The 21,779-nt window shown below is 41.4% G+C and carries 16 protein-coding genes; 5 read left to right on the forward strand and 11 right to left on the reverse strand.

The window, feature by feature from the left end:
* Window positions 1-75: 75 nt before the first annotated feature.
* A complete protein-coding gene (locus OC25_RS01865; RefSeq protein ID WP_052265879.1) occupies window positions 76-1,278 on the reverse strand; it encodes a sugar transferase in 1,203 nt (400 codons plus the stop codon).
* Window positions 1,278-1,682: a response regulator transcription factor gene (locus tag OC25_RS01870; RefSeq protein ID WP_039471118.1), complete on the reverse strand. Its 405-nt coding sequence runs from the start codon at window positions 1,680-1,682 to the stop codon at window positions 1,278-1,280. The genes OC25_RS01865 and OC25_RS01870 overlap by 1 nt, the downstream gene beginning before the upstream one ends.
* A gap of 446 nt (window positions 1,683-2,128) precedes the next feature.
* On the opposite strand from OC25_RS01870, the gene OC25_RS01875 reads away from it, so the two are divergent.
* Window positions 2,129-4,351, forward strand: coding sequence for an ATP-binding protein (locus tag OC25_RS01875; RefSeq protein ID WP_052265881.1), 2,223 nt, complete (start codon window positions 2,129-2,131; stop codon window positions 4,349-4,351).
* 10 nt (window positions 4,352-4,361) lie between these two features.
* Here the strand turns inward: OC25_RS01875 and OC25_RS01880 are convergent, their stop codons facing one another.
* Window positions 4,362-5,096, reverse strand: a complete 735-nt coding sequence (locus tag OC25_RS01880; RefSeq protein WP_039471120.1) for a glycosyltransferase family 32 protein — start codon at window positions 5,094-5,096, stop codon at window positions 4,362-4,364.
* Window positions 5,093-6,619, reverse strand: a complete 1,527-nt coding sequence (locus OC25_RS01885) for a lipopolysaccharide biosynthesis protein (protein ID WP_039471122.1) — start codon at window positions 6,617-6,619, stop codon at window positions 5,093-5,095. The genes OC25_RS01880 and OC25_RS01885 overlap by 4 nt, the downstream gene beginning before the upstream one ends.
* 112 nt (window positions 6,620-6,731) lie before the next feature.
* Between OC25_RS01885 and OC25_RS01890 the strand changes: the two genes are divergently transcribed.
* Window positions 6,732-7,481, forward strand: a complete 750-nt coding sequence (locus OC25_RS01890) for a glycosyltransferase family 2 protein (protein ID WP_039471623.1) — start codon at window positions 6,732-6,734, stop codon at window positions 7,479-7,481.
* A gap of 4 nt (window positions 7,482-7,485) precedes the next feature.
* On the opposite strand, the gene OC25_RS01895 is transcribed toward OC25_RS01890, so the two are convergent.
* The 7 genes from OC25_RS01895 to OC25_RS01925 form a co-directional block, all read right to left on the reverse strand.
* Window positions 7,486-8,400, reverse strand: coding sequence for a glycosyltransferase family 2 protein (locus OC25_RS01895; RefSeq protein WP_039471124.1), 915 nt, complete (start codon window positions 8,398-8,400; stop codon window positions 7,486-7,488).
* A gap of 45 nt (window positions 8,401-8,445) precedes the next feature.
* Window positions 8,446-9,669, reverse strand: a complete 1,224-nt coding sequence (locus OC25_RS01900) for a glycosyltransferase (RefSeq protein ID WP_039471126.1) — start codon at window positions 9,667-9,669, stop codon at window positions 8,446-8,448.
* 96 nt (window positions 9,670-9,765) lie between these two features.
* Window positions 9,766-10,947, reverse strand: coding sequence for a glycosyltransferase family 2 protein (locus OC25_RS01905; protein WP_167335351.1), 1,182 nt, complete (start codon window positions 10,945-10,947; stop codon window positions 9,766-9,768).
* 1 nt (window position 10,948) lies between these two features.
* Entirely contained in the window at window positions 10,949-12,406 is a 1,458-nt protein-coding gene (locus tag OC25_RS01910) for an O-antigen ligase family protein (RefSeq protein WP_039471130.1), read from the reverse strand.
* Between the two features lie 9 nt (window positions 12,407-12,415).
* Window positions 12,416-14,569, reverse strand: a complete 2,154-nt coding sequence (locus OC25_RS01915; protein ID WP_039471132.1) for a GumC family protein — start codon at window positions 14,567-14,569, stop codon at window positions 12,416-12,418.
* Window positions 14,570-14,575: 6 nt separating this feature from the next.
* On the reverse strand, window positions 14,576-15,253 hold the full coding sequence (locus tag OC25_RS01920) for a TolC family protein (protein ID WP_039471133.1): 678 nt from the start codon (window positions 15,251-15,253) through the stop codon (window positions 14,576-14,578).
* 279 nt (window positions 15,254-15,532) lie between these two features.
* Entirely contained in the window at window positions 15,533-15,847 is a 315-nt protein-coding gene (locus tag OC25_RS01925; protein WP_039471135.1) for a hypothetical protein, read from the reverse strand.
* Window positions 15,848-16,388: 541 nt separating this feature from the next.
* Here OC25_RS01925 and OC25_RS01930 point away from each other — a divergent pair.
* From OC25_RS01930 to OC25_RS01940, 3 genes are all read left to right on the forward strand, one after another.
* Entirely contained in the window at window positions 16,389-16,985 is a 597-nt protein-coding gene (locus OC25_RS01930) for an RNA polymerase sigma factor (RefSeq protein ID WP_245221852.1), read from the forward strand.
* An 80-nt stretch (window positions 16,986-17,065) separates the two neighbouring features.
* Entirely contained in the window at window positions 17,066-18,193 is a 1,128-nt protein-coding gene (locus tag OC25_RS01935; protein WP_039471138.1) for a FecR family protein, read from the forward strand.
* A gap of 147 nt (window positions 18,194-18,340) precedes the next feature.
* Window positions 18,341-21,775 carry a TonB-dependent receptor gene (locus OC25_RS01940; RefSeq protein ID WP_052265885.1) on the forward strand — a complete coding sequence of 1,145 codons (3,435 nt, stop codon included), beginning with the start codon at window positions 18,341-18,343 and terminating at the stop codon, window positions 21,773-21,775.
* The last annotated feature ends 4 nt before the right edge of the window (window positions 21,776-21,779 follow it).

The following is a 21,779-nucleotide window of genomic DNA, read 5'->3' on the forward strand; positions in this document are numbered from 1 at the left end:
CGGTTTCCTTTTTATAAGCTGTTTTTCATCATGCATGAATAAACAGCCTGTTCATTTCACAATTATGCTTTGCTGCTATACGTTTTCTTTCTGGAAAAGCGCAGGTATGGTTTTTAAAATCAACCTGATATCGTTCCAGAAACTTTGTTTTAAGGCATAAGTATTATCGAGTACTAGCCGTTCTTCCTCGCTCATTTCGCCCCGGCCTCGTTTTTCAACCTGCCACAAGCCCGTTATTCCGGCTGGTGCGGCAAACCTCAATACATATTTATCGGTGGTGAGTTTCTCTGCTTCATAAATGGGTAATGGCCTGTTTCCTACAATACTCATATCACCTTTTATCACATTCCAAAGTTGCGGCAACTCATCTATACTGGTATTCCGGATAAAATGCCCCACCCTGGTTACCCTCGGATCGTTAGCTATTTTAAAAAAAGCAGATCCGCTCTTTTGCGAGTTGATATACAGGTCATCTTTTTCACACCATTGAGCCCCATCGGCATAAACAGGATACTGGCATTTGCCTAACGCCACACACGAGTTGCAAAGCTGCAATTCTGGCTTCCGGACTTCTTTTTTTTCCTGGTCGAGATCATATTGATTTAAATGTTTCAGGTCTTTTACCTTCTGATCGGCGTTAACATACATCGACCTGAATTTGTAAAACCGAAAAACTTTAAATCCCGTACCACTCCGTAAAGAATAATAAAACACAGGCCCCTTCGATTCTACCCATATCGAAATAGCTACAATTAAAAATAGAGGAAACAGCAAAATCAGGGCTAAGCCGGCAAAAAACACATCGAACAACCGCTTGGCAAATCCGATATGATACACTGGCCGGCTGGTAATTTTAACTTCGCGGTTTAACGAAGTCCAGTGCTGTACCAGGAAGTTTAGCCGTTTTTCAAGACGTTCTTTTTCAACCGGTACCCTAAAAACATCTGAAACTCCTGCTGTTAAAGCCAATATCCTCAAGTTTGCATTGAAATACCTAACCACCAGAAAAAAGGGTGTTGAAGGCATTTGCCTCTTTTTCAAGGTTTCGAGCAAAGAGAGTCCACCGTTTGAAAGGATTTCGCTATTGGAAACAACAGCTGCAACATTTAACTGCTGTTCTGTCCATTCCTGTACAAGCCTTAATCCATTTTCAAAATGAACAATCTGCAGATCGCCAAAATTGCAGGCATCAAAATCAATGTGCTGAAAATCCTTTTCAAAACCTACCAGGGCAATGATCGGGTTATTCATTTGATCAGGCTTCACAGCATTTTCCATTACGAAAGATTTTTACCTGCGCGCCTTAATACCATTTTTATCCTGGCTTCGAGCTCAGCGGGGTTAAAGGGCTTAATTACAAAATCATCTGCCCCCGCATCAAGGCATTTAATCCGTTTATCGGAACTTTCCTCGCCCGACAGGATCATGATGGGCAGAGAATGAAAAAAATCGCTAACTTTTAACTGTTCAATTAGCTCAAGACCGTTCATATTCGGCGTATTCAGGTCAGATATGATAAGGTCAGGTATATTTCCACTTTGCAGAAAAGACAATGCACTCAATCCGTCAGGCCTGATATCGATCTGATAGTTTGCCGCAAGGATTTCCTCGAGTATGGCTTGCATAAATTCGTCGTCCTCAACCAGGAGTAAACGAGTTTTTGGATTATTGATCTGGGTCATTATTGGGATGAATTGTAGTCAATTGATTTTTAATAAAACCAGCCTGGAAAAGATAATAGTAAAACAATTCTAGACGGAAACGGTTTTCACTACGATCACTATGACCAGTTTTACATTCAAAAAAGAACAGCTGATTTTTAAATGCCAGCAGTCTGAATTTGATGATATCAATGTCGTAGTACAATTATAAAAAAAAATCGGATTATTCCCTATTATTTTCATCAACGCTTAAAGAATACATAAAACCCTGTAGACGAGCATCATATTTGACAAAAGTTCAACATTTTTAACCGTACAAAAAACATTTAGCGGATGTACAGGTAACGTTACCGCTGTGTAACTAATTTTTTAATAGATAAATCAGGCTTTTAGATACGAAATTTATCCGGGTACTGTTATAGCGGGTTATTTTTTTATAAATTTAGCCAGTTATAAAATCTATCTTCATGAACGGCTTTTCTTTATCCCTTGAACCTGCTCAACTGAACAGGCTTTTCCCTTATTTTATCTTGCTGGATAGCGATATGAAGATATTACATATTGGCGATAAATTAAAGGATCTTTGTAAAGATTGCCTGAACGAAAACCTGTATGATCATTTTGAACTGGAGGAATTAAATGAAGATGGGCAGCCACCTGTGGGTAAAAGCAGCTACATCAGGCCGCGGCACGGAAATGAGCAAATAAGTGGCAGCTGGGAAAAGTCTGCAGATCAGTCTTCTTTATTTTTTGCAGGCTTAAACTATACTACAGATATTCTGCCAATACCCAATACTTACCATTTCGACCTGATTTTGGGTAATATGGGCTTTGGCTTTATTGAAATGGATGCCGAAGGGCGAATACGCTATGCCAATAGCCGCTTTTGCGACATGTCTGGCTATGATTTGACCAGTATACGCAATCAAATGCCCGATCTGCTGTTTAACAACGATTTTTTCTTAAAAGATGCTGTTCGTCAAGAATCGGAAGATAAGGATGCTGAATTGCATGAGATTGTATTTACTGATGCACAGGGCAATCAAAGATTATGGCTGGCAGGCCGCGCGGTAAATTACAACGAAAGTAACCAAAACATAGGCTGGGCCAGTATTTGTTTTGATGTAAGTGAGCACAAAAATTTTGAACAGGAACTGATTACCGCTAAAAAAGACGCTGAACGGGCGGCCAGTATTAAGGCGATGTTTTTGGCCAATATGAGTCACGAAATCAGAACGCCGATGAATGCCATTATCAGCATGGCAAATCTGCTTTCTAAAACAACACTTACCGACGAACAGGATTATTATCTCCAAACTGTTCAAACGGCTTCTAAAAGTCTTTTGGTTATTATTGATGACATTTTAGACCTTTCTAAAATCGATGCCGGTAAGCTGAACCTTGAGCATATCGGTTTCAGCCTGCCCATGGTATTTAGCGAAGTAATGCAGGTAATTACGCACAAAGCTGTTAAGCGCGGACTTGAAATCGACTACATTCCACCTAAAGATATCGAAATATCGTCAGTGCTGATCGGCGACCCTTACCGGATTACGCAGGTTGTACTTAATTTGATGACCAATGCCATTAAATTTACCGAAAAAGGATCGGTGTTGTTAACGGCTACGGTACTTGAAGATAACGAAACCCATCAGGAAATAGAGGTATTGGTAAAAGATACCGGAATTGGGATGGACCCCGAATTTTTAAGCCGCTTGTTCGATAATTTCAGTCAGGAATATGAATCGGTAACCCGTAAATACGGCGGTACGGGTTTGGGAATGAGCATTTCGCAAAAACTCGTAGCCCAAATGGGAGGCTATTTCAATGTAAAAAGCCAGAAAGGCCTGGGCTCCGAAATTTCTTTTGTAATTAAACTGGAGAAAGGGAAAACTGCAGATATACCGGCAGAAACAAAGGTTGTGCACAACGAAGATTTATTTGCCGGACGCAGAATCCTGATTGTAGATGACAACGAAATGAACCGGCTGGTTGCCAGTACCGTTCTGCTTGGTTATGGTCCGCAGGTAATGATTGCCGATAATGGTGCAATAGCCCTCGACATGTTGGATGAGGAAGTGTATGACATTATTTTAATGGATATACAAATGCCAGTACTTAACGGATACGATACCACCAAAGCCCTCAGAGCACGCGGATACACTGGCGTAATCATTGCGCTAACCGCCTCGGCCATTGAAGGCGAAAGAGAAAAATGTTTAGCCTCCGGTATGGACGATTATATTACCAAACCAATAAACGAGGAGCTTCTGATTAGTGTGATTGACAAGTGGATTCAGAAAAAGGCAGGCCCCGTTGTTGCTCCGGTTAACGATTTACCGCTTTATAGTCTCGATGGTCTACGTGTAATCAGTAAGGGCCGCGAAGATTTTGTAACCAAAATGATCGAAATGTTTTGCGGACAGATGCCTGATTCTTTGAATCAACTCAACCAGGCACACAACGAAGGGGATTTGGAACAGGTATCAAAACTGGCCCATAAACTCAAATCTACCATCGATCATCTGGCCATTTTGCCACTTCAGCGTACCATAAGGGAAATCGAAGCCGTGGACGAGGGCCATGTTTCTGCTGCTAACCTGGCTGAAATGATTAAAGAGGTAAACGATGTACTGAACCAGGTGATAGCAGAATTGACGGAAGAAATTGCCGTCAGGAACAATCAATAAGCCGGTAATCTTAACGTCCCAGAAGGTTTCGGTATATTTTAGCTAAAAAATTGGAAGCCCTTTTGCCCAATAAACGGTTAGACAGTTTGCCCATCAGGCTGTAATCTGAGTCAGCAATCCATGAGGCCGCGAAATGATGCACACAATAAGTATTTGCCGTGGCTTTTATTTTCAGCGTTTTCCAGCTTTTAGGGCTAAAAAATTCGCTGGGATAAATGGTACAATAGCCATCCACCCGTTGAAAGGAATTGTTTAATTGCAGCCCCTTATCTGCTTTCATAAAAGCAGTTATGCTTTCGGTATTGGGTAGGATATCTGGCTTTCCGTTGGGCAGGTAAAAACTCCTGTCATCATAATAAGTTAACAAATCATTAATCCAGCGGCTATCGGGCTCACTTCCCATAATGGCCGATGAAAGCAAAAGATTATCTTCAAAACCCGTAAAAGCCACGTTACTGAGCATGGCTTCATCCAGCGGTTTTAAGAATTCCACATCTGTATCGAGATAAATCCCCCCCATGCTTTTCAAAGCAAATAAGCGGCAAACATCAGCAACAAAAGCAAATTTACGTTCGTTGTAAGCTTCTGCACTATACCGGTAACTGTTGATATCAAAATTTTCTTCGTTCCATTCCACAATGCGGTAATCAGGCAGGTATTTTTGCCATGAAGCCAAACAGCTTGTTACGAGTTCGGGCTTCACGCCTTTACCAAACCAGCAATAGTGGATTATTTTTGGTATCATAACTTTACTTTTTTAAGGATCTTCCGGTAACCATTTGCCAGTGTTGCACGATCAAACTGCATAAACAGGGTAATGATGAGCAAAACGAGGCCGATGCATATACAATTGAGGATAAAGGTAAACCAGGAGTTGACCGTAATCAGGTCAGCTCTTCTCCAGCCATACGTAACCGCAATTAAAAAGGTAAAGCCTGCCAGCCCCCTGATAATTTTTAAAAAGAAATAACTCCTTTTCTCATTGAGGCAGTGGGCAGCATAAATTGGCGTAAAAGTGAGGTGACTAAATACACCGCTTATTGCCGCAGCGGCTGGTATGGCGTATATCCCCAGGCTGCTGTACAGGCAAAGCAATATGACCAGTATAAAATTGAGCACAGCGATAAAAATGCCCCAGATCGATGCAATTCTCAATTTATTGGTAATGATAAAAACATGGTGTACCGTTTCTACAGTGCCGTGAACAATAAAGGGCAGCAAAGTGATTACTGAAAGTAAATGGAGTGCACTCGAATCCTGTGTAGGCAGCCATAACCTGAAAAAATCGCCGCCATAAACAAAAAATACGGCCAAAGGTAACAGCACAACAATAAAAATAGCCTTAAATGAGAGGTTTAGTGTGCTTTTAAGTTTTTCCATATCATCCTGCGCATAGGCTTTTAGCATTTCGGGCAGAAATATGGGTACAACAATCCCCAGCAGGATATAAATGGCATTGGGGATAAACTTGGTAAGCGAAAGAAAGCCCATACCCGAAGCACCAAAAAAGTGGTTGGCAATCAATAAATCCAGCTGGGTATTAATTACGTTTGATAAGGCTATGATAGAATTCCACATACCGAAACCCGCAATAAGTGATAGGGCACTCCAGGAAAAAAAAGACCTGTCAATTACCACTTCGGGCAACAGTTTTTTGGTAAGCCTGTAATTGGCAAAACACATATAAATTGCCGTCAACACGGTTACTACCCCTAAAAAGTAGATTTGCGGCTTAAAGAGATAAAACAGGAACGCAACCGCAGCCAGTTTTAACACATTGGATATGATATTGATGTAAGCCAGCTTATCGAACCGGTTAACTGCAAATGCTGCAACCGAAAAAACGGCAGAAGAGACATTAATGATGAGACTAAAGAGGATAAATACAAACAACAGGCGTACATCATGAAAAAGTGCTGGCGGGATATCGAGAATATTATTGATAAACAGGCAGAATAAGGCACTTAACACGATAAAGCCCAGTGATATGAGCAAATTACCAAACAGGATGGAGTTGAAATAAACATTTACCTCTTTGATGTCCTTTTTTTCGAGACTGATGGTAATATATCTGCTCGACATGGAGTTCAAAGCAGTTGTAATAATACCTGCATACATTACAAAGTTATTAGACAAGGGGAAGAAGCCATAAGCTTCTTTGCCAAGGTGTGCTACAATGTAAGGTGTAAGAAAGAAAGAAATACCTACACCCGAAAGTGCACTAAAAAAATTGGAGACCAGGTTAACTACAAAACGTCTTCTATCCATATCAATAGCTGCCCTAAAGTAACGGTTTTATTTGAATATCGTGAGCGCTAAGCTGTATTTATCGCAAAATTTTAGCTATTTTGGTCACACAAAAAGACTTAACCAGAAAAGATTGGAGCCACTTGTATCAATTGTTACGCCCTGTTATAATTCAGCAGCCTTTATAAAAGAAACACTGGAATCTGTACTTGCCCAGGACTATAAAAACTGGGAAATAATTGTTGTAGATGACCGCTCAAGCGATAACACCTGCCAGATTGTGGAGGTATTTACTAAGAGACACGACTGTATACACCTGATTGCACTCACGCAAAACGGCGGAGTAGCTAACGCCAGAAACATAGGTATGGCCGCCGCAAAGGGAAAATATATTGCATTTCTGGATAGTGACGATATCTGGCTGAAAGACAAGCTTAGCCGGCAGGTAAGCTACATGGAAAAAGAATTACTGCCGCTTACATTTTGTGCCTATAAACGCATTAATGAGCAGGGAAAAGAAATTTCTGGGCAGATACCTGTGCCCGCTTCGGTAAATTATAACGCCCTGCTTGCACATAATGTGGTTATATTTTCGACTTCAATGATGCTGAAAAGTGCCGTTGGCGATTTAAAGTTTAGCCGGGCTGGCCATGAAGACTGGATATTCCTGCTTCAATTGCTAAAACGATGCGGGCAGGGTTATGGCATTAACCATGTACTGGCTTTTTACCGGGTTAGACAAAACTCTGTTTCATCAAACAAACTTAAGGCAATTGGCTATACCTGGAAAATATTCAGGAAAAGCGAAGGCATTGGGTTTCTCCGCTCGGCAGTTTTGCTGGGAAGATATGCTGTTTCTGCAAGCCTGAAAAGATTAAGATGAGCTTTTAACGCGTAATGGCCCAGCCCAAATCCTTACTGTCCTTTGCATGCGTAAAATTCCACCAAAGCCCTTTAAGCACGGCTTTTGCCAGCTTATTCTGTCTGTGTAAAAGGTAACCAAATATCGCTTTTGGGCAGGCGATTAAGGTAAAGTATAGCGAAAACAATAAGGTAGTTATAAAGCCGGTGTTTTTCCTGATAAACAACATGCGGTTTCTCGTCATGAAGTAAACCTTAAGTGGGCTCTCCTTTCCTACGCTAACCGATTCTTTGTGATATACCCTTGTTTTACCGGTAAACCAAATTTCTCTGCCTAAGCGCTTAAATTTCTCGCACCAATCGAGTTCCTCGTAATACAAAAAATAATTTTCGTCCATCAGTCCGGCTTTATTTAAATCGGCTCTACGGCACATCACTGCCGCACCATGGCAAAAGCCTGTTGCATAACTCTTGTTAAACTGACCACGGTCTTGCTCTAATGCACCAATAATTTCATTCCTGCCCGCTATATAATTTAAAGGGGTAAAACCGGCATACTGTACCAGATCTTTCTGATCGAAATAAAGCAACAATGGCGATAGAAGCCCTATTTTTTCATTGGCATTTAATTCGGCCTGCATCGTTTCCAAACAACCCGCAGGTATTTCGGTATCGTTATTTAAGAGCAGGATATAATCGCCTTTGGCTTGTCTGATACCCAGGTTGTTTCCGCCGGCAAAACCCAGGTTTTTAGCAGAGCGGATATATTGCAGGTTCTCAAAATAAGGCTTAAACAGATTTGCATGGTCCTCACTGGCGCCGTTATCTACCAGTATCACCTCAACATCTGCGGCATGGTAAGACCTGCCAACAGACTCAAGCAAGGCTATGGTTACAGCTGTTTGATGGAAATTAACCGTGATAATGGAGGTTAAGGGCATATTTTACCTAAATATTTTTGCTTTATTTTTTGATTAGTTTAAATATTATAAAGTCTTGGATGTTATCAAACCACCTTCTACCGCAATTATGGCTTTGTAAATGTCGCGTGCATTAGCCTCCCAGGTATGGGTAGCCGCAAAGCTAATGCGATCCTGAGCCAGTGCCGGACTATCCTCTGCCAGAGCTTTTTCGGCTAAATGCAGATAATCTTCTTTCGTATCTGCCAGATAAACATGATCTGCAAAGATATCCATCGCTTCGGTTTTGGTAGCCAGCGTGGGTTTACCCATAGCCAGATACTCATCAATTTTACGGGGATAATTACCAATAGTAAGCGGATTAATAACCTGCGGATTGAGGCAAATATCGAAACCTTTGATGTAAGCTGCCAAATCTTCGGGCTTTTTGGGCCCGAGGAAAAAAACGTTGCTTAACTTATGGAGCTCACTCCTGCTAAAATCTTCATCTTGTGGTCCAACAAGTACAATATTCCAGTCTGATCTTTCTTTTGCCAGATGGAGCAGGATTTTTTCGTCAAGCCTTATCGATAACAATGCACCCACATAGCCTAAAACCGGTTTTTTAATTGCTGCAAGATCATCGGGAACTGCTAAAGCTTCTCCATTACTAAAAAGTTGCAAATCGCAACCCTGCCCCACATAAAAAGAATTGGGATTATATTTTCGGCAATAACCTGCCAGATAAACCGAATTGGCTACACACAAATCACTTTTGGCAATCAATTCGGGTTCCATATAACTGCCGTGGCGCTTCCAGTAAGGTGTAGCCACTACATTATCTCTCGAATAATAAACGCTTACAGCAGGTTTTAGTAGCTCTTTTAAATGAAAACTCCTGAAAATATCATTATCGTTAAACAGGATAAAGTTTTTAAAACCCAATTGCTTAACTGCATCCTGAATGGATCTGGAAAACCTGCCATTGTTAATTTTATTTAACCACCTGAACAGTGCACTGACCCTGATCCAGTTTACCGATTCTACTATAACCTGAGGGTAATAAACCCAAAGATTTTCAGACACTTCGGTTAAAGCTTCTTCCTGACCGGCAATGATGCGCAATCTTTTTTTCACCCCTTCGGTATCGCGCTGCAACAGGCTCGTTTTTCTATCCAGTGGTGCATTAACATACAAAACACGATTGTTTTTACTAAACTCAAGTGCTAAATCTTTGCAATTGCTACCAATGGGGGTATCCCAGGGCTGTTGCCCTACAATAATTATATCCCTGTTGTTTGAAATAGCCATTGGTTTATGTTTTTTGTTTTGGTGTTTTTATTCCTTTAATAAACCCAAAAATGCCGGCAATAGTACCGGTAATAATCAGTAGTAATATCGGCATAACTAAGTTTTATTTTCTCCGCTACTTGTATTTTGATGGGGTGTTGCCAAATTGGATTTTTTAACCTTTCCGATGCTAAATAAAGCAATAACCATCCCAATCATGGCCCGGGGGATTTGCCAGATGGCCAGATAAAGTCTTTTATCTCCATAAAACCGCCTGGGGACAGAGATCAGTAATATTATGCAGATGCTGGCAAACAAAGTTAGCCATAATCCTTTTGTTGGCCCAAAGGGGTTGAAAAACGACTGAAGAGCCATCACAAACAGCAAGCCCAGCAATAATATGCGCGGCATTAACATGGTTTGCACGGTTTTATTAAAAAATTCGACGTTCCCCTTAAATAGTTCCTTTAACCCTATTAGTGTGTATGTACGTAAAAACTCTATTTGCGATGCAATCCACCGTGTTCTTTGCGTAGTAAATACACTGGCATTACTCACCTTTTCGTCGTAAACAAAAATGTTGTTTAGGTAAGCTACTTTCACCCTGTCGCCGGCAATCAGGAAATCCATTTTTTTATCTTCACCAACGGTATCCCCTACATTTTTTAACAGGGAGTTAAAATAAGTATAATCAAAAGCCATTCCAGAGCCGATTAAGGCAGGAGAAAGCCCTAGCACTGCCTGCCCCTTGCGGTAGATATGATTATTAACCTCTTCATTACAGGCATCGAGAAAAGCAAAACTGGTATCGAGATTCTTTGCTGTACGGTGCAGCTGGATAGCTTTATATCCTTGCTGAAATGCGCTGTTTACAGCGTTGAGGCAGTCAGTTCCCATTAAATTATCTACATCCAGTACCAGGGCAATATCAAATGCGTGATCTTTAAGTTTTTCCATGGCGTACAAGAGTGCTTTGCCCTTGGTACTTTTCTCAAAAAACACTTCTATTACCTCTGCCCCCATCGCCTTAAGTTGCGCATTGGTTTGTGGCATTAATCCATCAGCAATTACAACAATTTCGAATTCTCCTTCATAATCGTGCGCGAGCGCTGCATGGACGCTTTCTATTATCACCTCATCTGCATGATAGGTAGGAAACAGCACGGCTATTTTTTTATAAGTAGCGGCTGTTTTTGGCGCAGGTTTTAAAGGAAAAAGTCCGGCAAGTGCAAAAAAAGCCAGATACAGGCAATTGAATGAAAGGTAAACTGCCAAAACCCACAAAAGCAGGTGTATCATATTATATATCAGCGCCATCCACTCCTCCTTCTAATAGCTGTTGATCAAGCGCCGGCGCGATGAAAATGAACGACCACGACATAAACATCATTACTGATGAAGGCATCCCATTCATCACTTCATTACCGTAACTGCAAATAAAACAAGCCACTGTGCCGGCAGTAAGGGCAATCATTTTTACCCTCAGCTTCGGATCGCGGATTTTCCAGGCAATTCCGCTACATTTTCCGATAATGTAACTGGTAAGCGCAAACCAGATTACCAGTCCTACCACGCCATACATTACCCAAACTTTTACCCAGTAACTATCAGGCGGGATATTGGCTATGGGCCGATCCGAATTATAAGTGGTACCATTCATCCCACTCATGCCCAATCCAGCGCCAAAAGGCAGATCATCGAGCAAGCTTTTCAATTTATGCTGATTATCCAATCTAACGCCTAATGATGCATCTTTTGGATCGAGTGCGCTCCGTAACCGGTTAACCTGGAAGATGTGATCGCCAATAGTCGTATACTTTAATATGCCAAAACCTGCTGCACAAAATACTATGCCTACAATTAATACTTTGAAATTTTTGTTTAAAAAAAGTGCAGCAAAAAGTCCTGCGGCCAAAGCAAACAAGGCACCCCTGGTACCAGATATGGCCATACCATACAAGAAAACCAATGCAAAAAGGGCAAAAATTACTTTTTTAGCGAAGCCGAAGGGCCCTGTAGCCAGTGTTAAAGCAATAACGGCCATAATTGCTTGCGAAGCACCAAATTGCCCTGCATCAGAATACATCGAAAATACCCTGAGTTTACCGTTAATAATGTGTGTACCTGCATTACCCGCGTTTAACCAGGTTTGTTCTCCCGCTGAAAGCCCGAGATAAAGCTGCTTCATACCATATAAAGTAGCCACAAACGAAAGCAGTAACACTGCCAGGATAAACCTGTTTAAATCGGCCATTCGGTTAAACAACAGAAATACAAATGGCGCAACGAGCAGCCAGCTTAAGGCTGCAAACCTTAACTCGTTAAACCATGCGGTAACACTACCACCGTAAGGATTTAAGAGCTGTAAAAAACTGATCACAAACCAAACAAACGAAATGATAACATGCTCATTTTTAAGTTTATCCCAGTTAAATTTCTTCATGTTAACCAGCATGCTTAGCCAGGTAAGCACCAATATCCCATCAAGTGCAAGACCAACAGGTATATTTAAAAAAGACTTGACTAAAAAGCCGAGGATAAAGCAATAGGTTAAATATACCCAAAAGCCGGTACGTGGATTATGGAAAAGTGCAATCAAAAATGTACCCAGTGCAGCGAAAGCCAATACCAGTAACGGCCCTAAAACCCCAAATGAATAAGTAGAACCAGCCACCAGAACCGAAAGGCATAGGGAGACTATAAAAAAAACAATCTTTTTCTTGTGGTCAACGATATATGCATTTAACTTTTCAAGCATAACTGCTGACTATTTTTGTTTCACCGAGGTAACGATCCAGCCCGCAAAATTTTCATCTCCGTTTAATGTGGCAAGCGCTTTTTTCTGCTTATCGTGCAATGCAGATCCTGCTACAAAAATTGCTGCGTACAATCCTATAAACGACATCCATTCGCGATTATCCACATCGTCTTCCAGAGAATCAAGTGCCACAATAATTAAATCGAAGCGATCTTTAATCGCAGTAAAAATTGATGAAAGTCCTTCGCGGTCTTTTATTTCCAGTAGTGATTGCCCGTTCAGATCGTTACTAACGAAAGTAAAAGGCTTATTTTCAGCAATATCCGCAGCCTGTAATACTGCTTTTAAGGATTGATTTACAGGCACCTTCAACTTTTGCAAAGCTGATACCACCTCCTGATTTCCAATCAATAAGACTTTTTTATTCAGTTGCGCAAAGGCATAGGCTAAATTTAATACGGTAAATGACTGCGATCCTGAAGCACCAAAACCTGTTAAGCCCAATACTTTCTCATTGTGGTCAAAAAGTTGGTTATCAAGCTCGAAACGCAATGCCCTTAGCTGATTCCTAAAAACAGCATATTCACTTTCAGGCTGCTGCCCTGACCAAATTTGAGCGATATTGTCGTTACCCGCCCTGATAAAATCCAGTTCACCGATAAGCTTTGCATTCAGTTCAGACTTTAATTCTGCTCCGTTATTAACCGAATGATCTAAAACAGAGATCAGAAATATGGTACAAAAGCAAATTGCAAAACTGGCAATCGCACTCAGCGCCATGTATATCAGTTTTTTTGATGATTCGGGAAGTGTGGGTATCCCCTCCTGAACGAGTTGCAGGCGCAAACTGACATTTTTATCGAGACTGGTTTGGTTATAACGCGCTAAAATTTCGAGGTATTCTTTTGTGGCTACATCAGCATTGCGTTCGTAGTCTGATACGCCTGCATCAAAAGGCACCATTCCGGTAAATTTAGCGTTCAGCTTGGCCAGTTCCTTATCAATATCGTTTATCCCGGCGGTAGCTCTTTCCACTTCAATGCCCAGTGAGATACGGCGCTGAACAAGACTTTGTTTGGCAATAAGCGGATCACTAACATACTGATCGTTAGACTGAACTAATCTTGAACTCAGCAATACCTGTAATGAATCTACCGTTTTTTTATCAGCAGGCTTATAACCATTACGCAAATAATTATCTTCCGCCGCCTGAACTTTATTTTTTAAGTTAATAATGGCACGGTTATCCTCAATTACTTCTGCACCGAGATATTTATCGCTGGTTCTGCTCGCCAGTTTATCATTTACACTTTTTAATGCGGCTTGCGCTGCCTGTCTGTCAATCAGGGCCTGATTCCGCTTGTTCTCGTTATCGGTAATTTGCTGATAAACAATTTGCGATTGCTTATCGAGATTGAGCACACCGTTACGGATTTTATAGTCTTTTAACTGCTTTATCCGCTCGTTCATTACAGCTTCTTTCTTTTTCAAGAGCGAATCGAGCACTACAATGGCTGTATTTTTGTTCAGGATCTGCTCCAGACTATAGTTGTTAATGAAATCTCTGGAAAGGGTATTCACAACGAAAACCGAAAGCAGCGTATTGTTAGAAGTATAGGCTACCGAAATAAAATCGCTGTTTTGCTCGTGGTTAATATCCAGTTTCTTATTGAGGCTTTTTTCATCATAGCCCATTGAAGTAACCAGCTGGTAGAGCTTTATTTTACCATTGTCAAGCGGTGTAAGTACCTGTTTTTTATTTAACCGATCTTCAAACTGTGCAATCGATTCCTGCCGCTGTGCATCGGTAAGGGCTTTCAGCTCAGCACTCCATGGTTTAAATGTACTTTTTTCATCTTTCAGATCGTGCAAAATCAGGCGGTAAGACAGCAAACTGATATTCTTGGGCATGCGCATGATGTCCATAATCGTAGAAAACTGCTGATTAAGCTTAATGATGATATCTGGTCCGGTATAACTGGCACGATCGGGCGCCAGCTGCCTCGATGGATCGAGCAAACCGGTTGAGAGTTTGGCTTCAGATTTATAATCTTTTGGCAGGTTTCTCAAGACAAAAAAGCTAACAACTATCGTCAAAATGAAGATCGCGATGATAATCCACCTGTATCTGATTACTGTATCTAAGGATTTCTGTATGTTCATTTTGTCTTATTTCACGTTTTTTAATTCTTCACCAATCAGCGCTTCCAACTCTTCCTTAGCTTTTAAGAGATTAAGCTCTGCAAGCAGCCTTTCAGAATTAGCATAGGAAGTTAAGGTTTTGGCTTTGGTGTAATCATCCAGGCTCACCTCTCCTTTTTCGAACTTATATCGAAGGCCATCGCTTGCGGCTTTATTGTCGATATAAGTTTGTGCTTTTACCCGCAAATCGGCACTCTCGCGGAGGTATTCGTAATACGTTTTTTTAACTTCAGACTTGAGCAGGATATCATATTCCTGGGCTTGATAAAATTTCTCATTGTGTTCTTCTTTGGCCTGCCTTACCAATGCCGGTGTGCGAAACAAAATGCCAATGTTAAAATAAATCCCAAATTGTATGCCGTTCAGGGTATAAGGATTTGCGGTATTGTATCTGGCCGCATTGTTAGGACTGTAATTATAAGAAGCCGTAAATGCATCCAGATAGGTTGCTTTTGCCACTCCGATTTTAGCCTTGGCGCTAAGTTCGCTGGCTTTATACATTTTACGCTTGGGGTAATTTTTAAGGGCCAGATCAACGTATTTCTCTAATAACTGGTAGTTGATATCACCGATAAAGCTTTCCTGAGCATTAGCAGTAGAGATCGTATAAAAAAAAATTACAAATAAAAGGATAAGCCGGGTCATTGATTGTGGGATTTAACATTCCCCTCTAAAAGGGTAGTATTTTTTAGGATACACTTCAAATCTAATTAAATAGAATGTTGTTTTCCTAAAAACCGGCATTTTTTTTTGCTTGGCAGCACCTTAAGCCACATTTAGGCCTTGTGTACTGCTTATAAATCAGACAAAGTCAGTGCTAACTACTTGTTATGTTGCACAATTAACTAGCTGCTTTGCGTACGCAATTATTTGTGGTTGAATAATACCATCCCTATTAACTGGTTTTGCATGCGTTAATCTTCTTTAGCCTGGCATGCTGCTCTGCTCCCGTAGCACGCTCCTGTTGGGTATGTAGCCCAGGCGACTACAGCTTTCTGCCACCAGGCAGGCTACGGTTGGTGGTACTTCATTCATGATCCGGTAACGGATCTTATATTTCTGGTTATAACTTAGCTGAATGGTAAGGCTATGTACCACAGATCTTCTTCCTTGTAAGCCCACTAAGTGTATGTCTTGCAGTTCTTTTGCTACCCTGAGCAACCTGCTGTTCATAATCTTAGCCAAAGCCGGATCTTGTTTGAAATCTGTCTCTAAAATAGCAACTACCGTAACCCTCATAGGGCAAAATTACCATCTTCTTAAACATCCGCAAACCCGCCAGAGGTAACGTATTGGAAAAGAGAAAGATTTTATTTTTGCACAATTTAAAGCCCAATAACGACTATTTTCTACCTAAAAAAGGCTCCTTACAGAACTTCATCAGCCTTAGGAAAATACAACCATCTAAATGGAGTAAATAATAAATTCGATTACAAAAAAAAACACAGCCAGAGTTGGTTATTATCCCGAAAGAAATGTTATTTATTGCGATTAAGGTATGCCTCAACTGCAATGCTCACCGCAATACACATCAGGATAAAAATTATACTCCAGAGAATCATCTGTTTTCATTGCTATAGTTGAAGTAAGCCTCTATATTGGCAGAGAAATTAGGCCTGTACAATGCCAGCGAATAAATAATTATCCCGAAAAACAAAGGTATTTTGGTAAGAACCGGATTATATACACAGCAATCCTGGCCCTATCTATTTGTGTCGGGCAAAAAATCTGAACAGCAGACCATGCTTTAAATCTTTTTGTTGGTACATATTATTTCTGTATGTTAGTACATTCAAACAAAATGCCCTATAAACACTATCATGATCATGAATTAGCCGAATTACTCCAATCGGGTGATGAACGGGCGTACGCTGAAATTTACCACCGCTATCATGCTTGTTTATACATTCATGCTTTTAAACGTCTTCAGTTAAGAGAAGAATGCCGGGATCTTATTCATGAGCTTTTCACCATCTTGTGGATTAAACGCAGCGAGATTATTTTTAAAACTACCCTTTCGGGCTATCTTTATGCTGCTGTAAGAAACAGAATTTTTGATCTCCTTGCCAAACAGAAGCTGGAAAAATCTTACGTGCAATCCATCCAGCATTTTGCTGAACATGGATTAGTTACTACCGATTATTTGGCCAGGCAAAACCAGCTAAGGGCTATTATTGATCAGGAGATTGCCAGCCTGCCACCACGTACCCGCCAGATATTTGAAATGAGCAGGAAACATTTCCTCAGTCATCAGGAAATTGCCAAAGCGCTTAATCTTTCTGAACAGACGGTAAAAAGTACCGTAAATAATGCATTAAAAGTATTGCGTGTTAAACTGGGTACCATGATGTCAATCCATCCACCAATTTTTTTTTAAATTTCTTTACCCCCAAGGCTATTCTACTTCGTCTTTATGCTTTGAATGCGGAAGGTACGCTCCTTCCCTGGTAAAGAATAATGCAAAAAGAAGATATAGAAAAGCTTTTACAAAAGAAACAGGCTGGCAATTGTACGCCCGAAGAAATTGCCTTCTTAGAAAGTTGGTATGCGCAATGGAATAAAGACCTTCCACTGGGTTTAAGCGAACAGGAATTACTTGAAGATCTGCTTATTATTAAGCAGATGACTACTACCCTCCCTACGAAAACAAGAACCAGAACGCTAAGTCAAGGCCTGTTAATTGCAGCATCGTTACTGCTGATTTTAAGTGCGGGTTTATTTATTTACTTCCAAAAAGAGCATGCCGCCAGCAATTTAGCTGCGCATGACATTGGTCCAGGTAGCAATAAAGCAACGGTTACCTTAGCAAATGGCAAACAGTTTGACTTAAAAAATCTGAAAGGCGGTGTTGTGGTTGATGCATCTGGTCTTGAATATAATGATGGAACAACTATCAGTGGCGTTAGCCCTTCGGGAGAAACAGCACAGCAACTGGTCGTATCTACTCCCAATGGTGGACAATACCAGATTACACTCTCAGATGGAACTAAAGTCTGGTTAAATGCGGCCTCTTCCTTAAAATTTCTTTCCAATTTTGCCGGCCTGAAAGAACGCCGGGTAGAACTATCCGGAGAGGCTTATTTTCAGGTTAGACATGATGCGAAACAACCTTTCCGCGTAATTACAGCCGGGCAGTTGGCTGAAGACCTCGGAACCTCATTTAATATCAATAGCTATGCTGACGAACCCACTACGAAAACTACACTCGTAGAAGGGAGCATGCAGGTTCGAAGCTCCAAAAATCTGAAGGATAGCAAATTCGTTTTGCTAAGACCCAGCCAGCAAGCCTCAATTAATGCAGCAGGTACTGTAAACTTACTTCAGGTAAATACCGAAGAAGTATTGGGCTGGAAAAACGACAACTTCATTTTCGATGGAGAAGATTTGAGCTCGGCCATGCGTAAGGTTGCAATATGGTACAATGTGGAGGTTGTTTATGCGCCCGGCTTAAAAACAGGTAAAACTCCACTTCTGGATGGGCTGGTATCCAGAAAAAGTAAACTTTCAGAAGTACTGAAATGGATAGAAACCATCGGCGGCGTACATTTTAAAATTGAAGGAAGGAGGGTGATTGTGATGGAATAATTACTTCGCCATGATGCCAAATCACCAGGGGTGCTGCAAACACCCCCGATAATTACCTGGCATTCAGTTAATAAAAATTACTAACCAAAACCTGCAGCTGCCAAACAATTAGACCTGAAGGGCCACTGCACAAACCAAATATAAGAAATGTATAGATTTTATGCCAGTAAAACCGGTATAACGAACTGTTATATCCGTAAAATATGGATGATTATGCGCCTAACCACCATCGTGCTCTTTTTCACGCTAATGCAGGTAAGTGCGGCTACCTTCGGGCAGCGCATAACGCTTAATGAACAGCGGGTATCATTAAAGCGTGCTTTAGAAAAAATCCACAATCAAAGTGGATATAATTTTCTCTTCGACAGAAATGTGCTTGAAGGGATCAACCCCATTTCCGTCACCATTGAAAATGAAGAACTGGAAACCGCAGTAAAAAAAATCCTGCACAACCTCCCCCTAACCTATCTCATTGATGGCAATACCATTTTAATCAAACCAAAAGAAAGTTCCATTCTGGATAAAGCCCTGGATAAACTGAGCAGCATTTTCAGCGATCAGGAAATCCACGGTAAAGTAACCGATGCAAAAGGAAGCCCGATTCCGGGAGCAACGGTAACCATTAAAGGCACTAAAAAAGCAACCTCCACCGATGCGGATGGAAACTTTAAAATCAAGGCAGATAAAAACGATGTGCTCGTGGTTCGCCTGATGGGCTTTGTGGCTAAAGAAGTGCTTGTAGGAGATCAGACCGACATGACGATCAGCATGACAGAAGAAGATAAAACCCTTGATGATGTGGTTGTAGTAGGTTATGGTAAACAAAAAAAGGTAACCATCACCGGAGCAGTCAGCACCATTAACATGGCTGATATGCAAACCCCTAACCGCTCGCTTTCCAATTCTTTAGCAGGTAAAGTAGCCGGTATTATCTCCATGCAAAGAAGCGGCGAACCGGGCTACGATAACGCCTCTTTCACCATCAGGGGTATTGGTACCTTTACCGGTAATACCGAACCCTTAATCATTATTGATGGTGTACAGCGCGATGATGTGAATAGTTCTTTCGGCGGATCTTACAACAATATTGATCCGGAAGACATACAAAGCATTTCCCTGCTTAAAGATGCATCGGCCACCGCAGTATATGGTGCCAGAGGAGCGAACGGTGTTTTGATCATCACAACCAAACGGGGAACTGCAGGTAAACCGCTGATTTCGATCAAAACGGAAGCCTCTATATCCGGCCTTACTAAAACACCAAAAATGCTCGATGGTGTTTCATGGATGAGATTATACAATGAAGCCAATATTAATGATGGCAACCAGGCCGTATATTCGGAAGAAATTATTCAAAAAACCGCTAGCGGATTGGATCCTTACCTCTACCCTAATGTAGACTGGATCAAATCAACTTATAAAGACTGGGCACCAGGTTTCAACTCCAATTTAAATGTTAGCGGAGGCTCTCAAAGCGTAAGGTATTACGTTTCGGCCTCTTTTTACAATCAGGACGGGAGCTACAAGGTGACTAAACAAAATGACTACAACCCCAATTTAAACTTTAAAAGGTACGATTTCCGAACTAACCTGGATATCGACCTGAGTGCCACTACCCTGTTATCAATGAACCTTGATGCCATGCTGGTAAGCAGCAGATATCCGGGTTTATCAGCCAGTAAAATCTGGTACAATGCCTACTTAACCCCTCCTATTGCCTTTCCAATACAATATCCGGATGGTTCATGGGCTGGCCCGTTTAACAACGGAGGAAGCAACCCTCTCAATGAAATCCAAAATTCGGGCTATGCAACAGAGTTCAGACCAACCATACAATCTATTTTCTCTATCAATCAGAAATTAGATAAACTAACACCGGGACTAAGTGCAATGGCCAGGTTCTCTTTTGATTCTTACAGTGAAAACGACAACAGAAGAACGGGTAGAAACAACCTTTTCTTAGCCAGCGGAAGAGACGCTGATGGCAACCTGATCCTGAGCCAATCGAGGGTTGGAGAACAGTTTTTGGGTTACTCACAATCCTCAGCCGCAGAGAAAAAGATGTACCTGGAAACCAATGTTACATATGACCGCAGGTTCGGCAATCATCATGTTGGAGGCTTATTTTTATACAACATGCGCTCAAGAGTGGTAAGCTCGGCCGGAGATGTAATTTCATCTATCCCCTACAAAAACCAGGGCATGGCAGTAAGAGCCACTTATGATTATGCAGATCGTTATATGATCGAATTTGATGCAGGTTATACCGGATCTGAAAACTTTGAGCCCGGTAAAAGGTTTGGTTTTTTCCCTTCAGTTTCCGGGGGCTGGGTAATTTCGAAAGAGCCGTTTTTCAAAAACTTATCTGCTACGTTTAACCTGTTAAAAATCAGAGGTTCACATGGCATTGTAGGAAATGATCAGATTGGAATTAATAATGGTTTAAAAAGGTTTCCTTACCTGAGCCAGTACGGACCAGGCAGATCGATAGGTTTAGGTTTTAACGGTACCATTTTTAACGGTGTTACCGAAAGTGTTTTTGGTGTAGAAAACCTGACCTGGGAAAAAGCTACCAAAGACAACTTAGGTATAGAAATAGGTTTGCTTAACAAACTGAATATCACTGTCGATCTGTATAAAGAAAGAAGAAAAAACATTCTCATTGCCCGGAGTTCGCTTTCAGGCATACTGGGTGTTACCGGAACGGTATTCGCCAATTTGGGCGAAATGAACAACCAGGGGGTTGATGCCAACATGGAATATACCGAGAAAATGGGTAACGTATCGCTTCGTTTATATGGAAATTTCACCTATAACAACAATAAAATTGTAGAAAAAGACGAACCCAGACAGCAATATCCGTATCAGCAGGCCACCGGACAAAAACTAGGCGATAACCTGATGTATATTGCTGAAGGGCTATTTACCTCAACAGAACAAATTGCCAAAAGCGCAAGCCAGTTCGGTGCTACCCCAAAACCGGGCGACATCAAGTACAAAGACGTAAATGGCGATGGGGTGATTAACAGCTTTGACAAGGTATACACTGGTAAATCAGATGTTCCAACCATTCTATACGGTGCAGGTTTTACGGTAGGTTATAAAGGCGTAGACCTTTCACTTTTCTTCCAGGGCATTGCCAATGTAACTTTTATGGCCAATGGTTCGGCTGTAACCGGCGACGGTGCACAGGGTGCCGGGATCGTGCCTTTCACGGGCATGGGGCAATATCCCTCAGGCATGCTGGCCAGTCTGGAAGACAGGTGGACTGTTGATAATCCCCGTCAGGATGCTTATTATCCAAGGCTGGGCATTGCGAATCAAAACAGCAATAACTATCAGCCCAGCACCTGGTGGTCAAAAGACGGCAGTTTCGTGCGCTTAAAACAGGCAACTTTAGGATACAGAATTTCTGATAATTTGCTAAAAAAGGCGGCAATTAAGTCGGTATATTTTTACCTCTCAGGGCAGAATTTACTCACCTTCTCCAAATTTAAATTATGGGATCCGGAGCTTGGAGCCAACGCGGCTGGCTATCCACCGCTGAGAACCTTCGCATTGGGGCTGAAAGTATCGCTTTAACCAG

The organism is Pedobacter kyungheensis (genome assembly GCF_000812965.1).
Classification (GTDB): Bacteria; Bacteroidota; Bacteroidia; order Sphingobacteriales; family Sphingobacteriaceae; genus Pedobacter; species Pedobacter kyungheensis.

Excerpts from the sequence above, each read along its gene's own strand:
- OC25_RS01865 (WP_052265879.1), bottom strand. The coding sequence starts at position 1,278 with ATGGAAAATGCTGTGAAGCCTGATCAAATGAATAACCCGATCATTGCC.
- OC25_RS01870 (WP_039471118.1), bottom strand. The coding sequence starts at position 1,682 with ATGACCCAGATCAATAATCCAAAAACTCGTTTACTCCTGGTTGAGGAC.
- OC25_RS01875 (WP_052265881.1), top strand. The coding sequence starts at position 2,129 with ATGAACGGCTTTTCTTTATCCCTTGAACCTGCTCAACTGAACAGGCTT.
- OC25_RS01880 (WP_039471120.1), bottom strand. The coding sequence starts at position 5,096 with ATGATACCAAAAATAATCCACTATTGCTGGTTTGGTAAAGGCGTGAAG.
- OC25_RS01885 (WP_039471122.1), bottom strand. The coding sequence starts at position 6,619 with ATGGATAGAAGACGTTTTGTAGTTAACCTGGTCTCCAATTTTTTTAGT.
- OC25_RS01895 (WP_039471124.1), bottom strand. The coding sequence starts at position 8,400 with ATGCCCTTAACCTCCATTATCACGGTTAATTTCCATCAAACAGCTGTA.
- OC25_RS01900 (WP_039471126.1), bottom strand. The coding sequence starts at position 9,669 with ATGGCTATTTCAAACAACAGGGATATAATTATTGTAGGGCAACAGCCC.
- OC25_RS01905 (WP_167335351.1), bottom strand. The coding sequence starts at position 10,947 with ATGATACACCTGCTTTTGTGGGTTTTGGCAGTTTACCTTTCATTCAAT.
- OC25_RS01910 (WP_039471130.1), bottom strand. The coding sequence starts at position 12,406 with ATGCTTGAAAAGTTAAATGCATATATCGTTGACCACAAGAAAAAGATT.
- OC25_RS01915 (WP_039471132.1), bottom strand. The coding sequence starts at position 14,569 with ATGAACATACAGAAATCCTTAGATACAGTAATCAGATACAGGTGGATT.
- OC25_RS01920 (WP_039471133.1), bottom strand. The coding sequence starts at position 15,253 with ATGACCCGGCTTATCCTTTTATTTGTAATTTTTTTTTATACGATCTCT.
- OC25_RS01925 (WP_039471135.1), bottom strand. The coding sequence starts at position 15,847 with ATGAGGGTTACGGTAGTTGCTATTTTAGAGACAGATTTCAAACAAGAT.
- OC25_RS01930 (WP_245221852.1), top strand. The coding sequence starts at position 16,389 with ATGTTAGTACATTCAAACAAAATGCCCTATAAACACTATCATGATCAT.
- OC25_RS01935 (WP_039471138.1), top strand. The coding sequence starts at position 17,066 with ATGCAAAAAGAAGATATAGAAAAGCTTTTACAAAAGAAACAGGCTGGC.
- OC25_RS01940 (WP_052265885.1), top strand. The coding sequence starts at position 18,341 with ATGTATAGATTTTATGCCAGTAAAACCGGTATAACGAACTGTTATATC.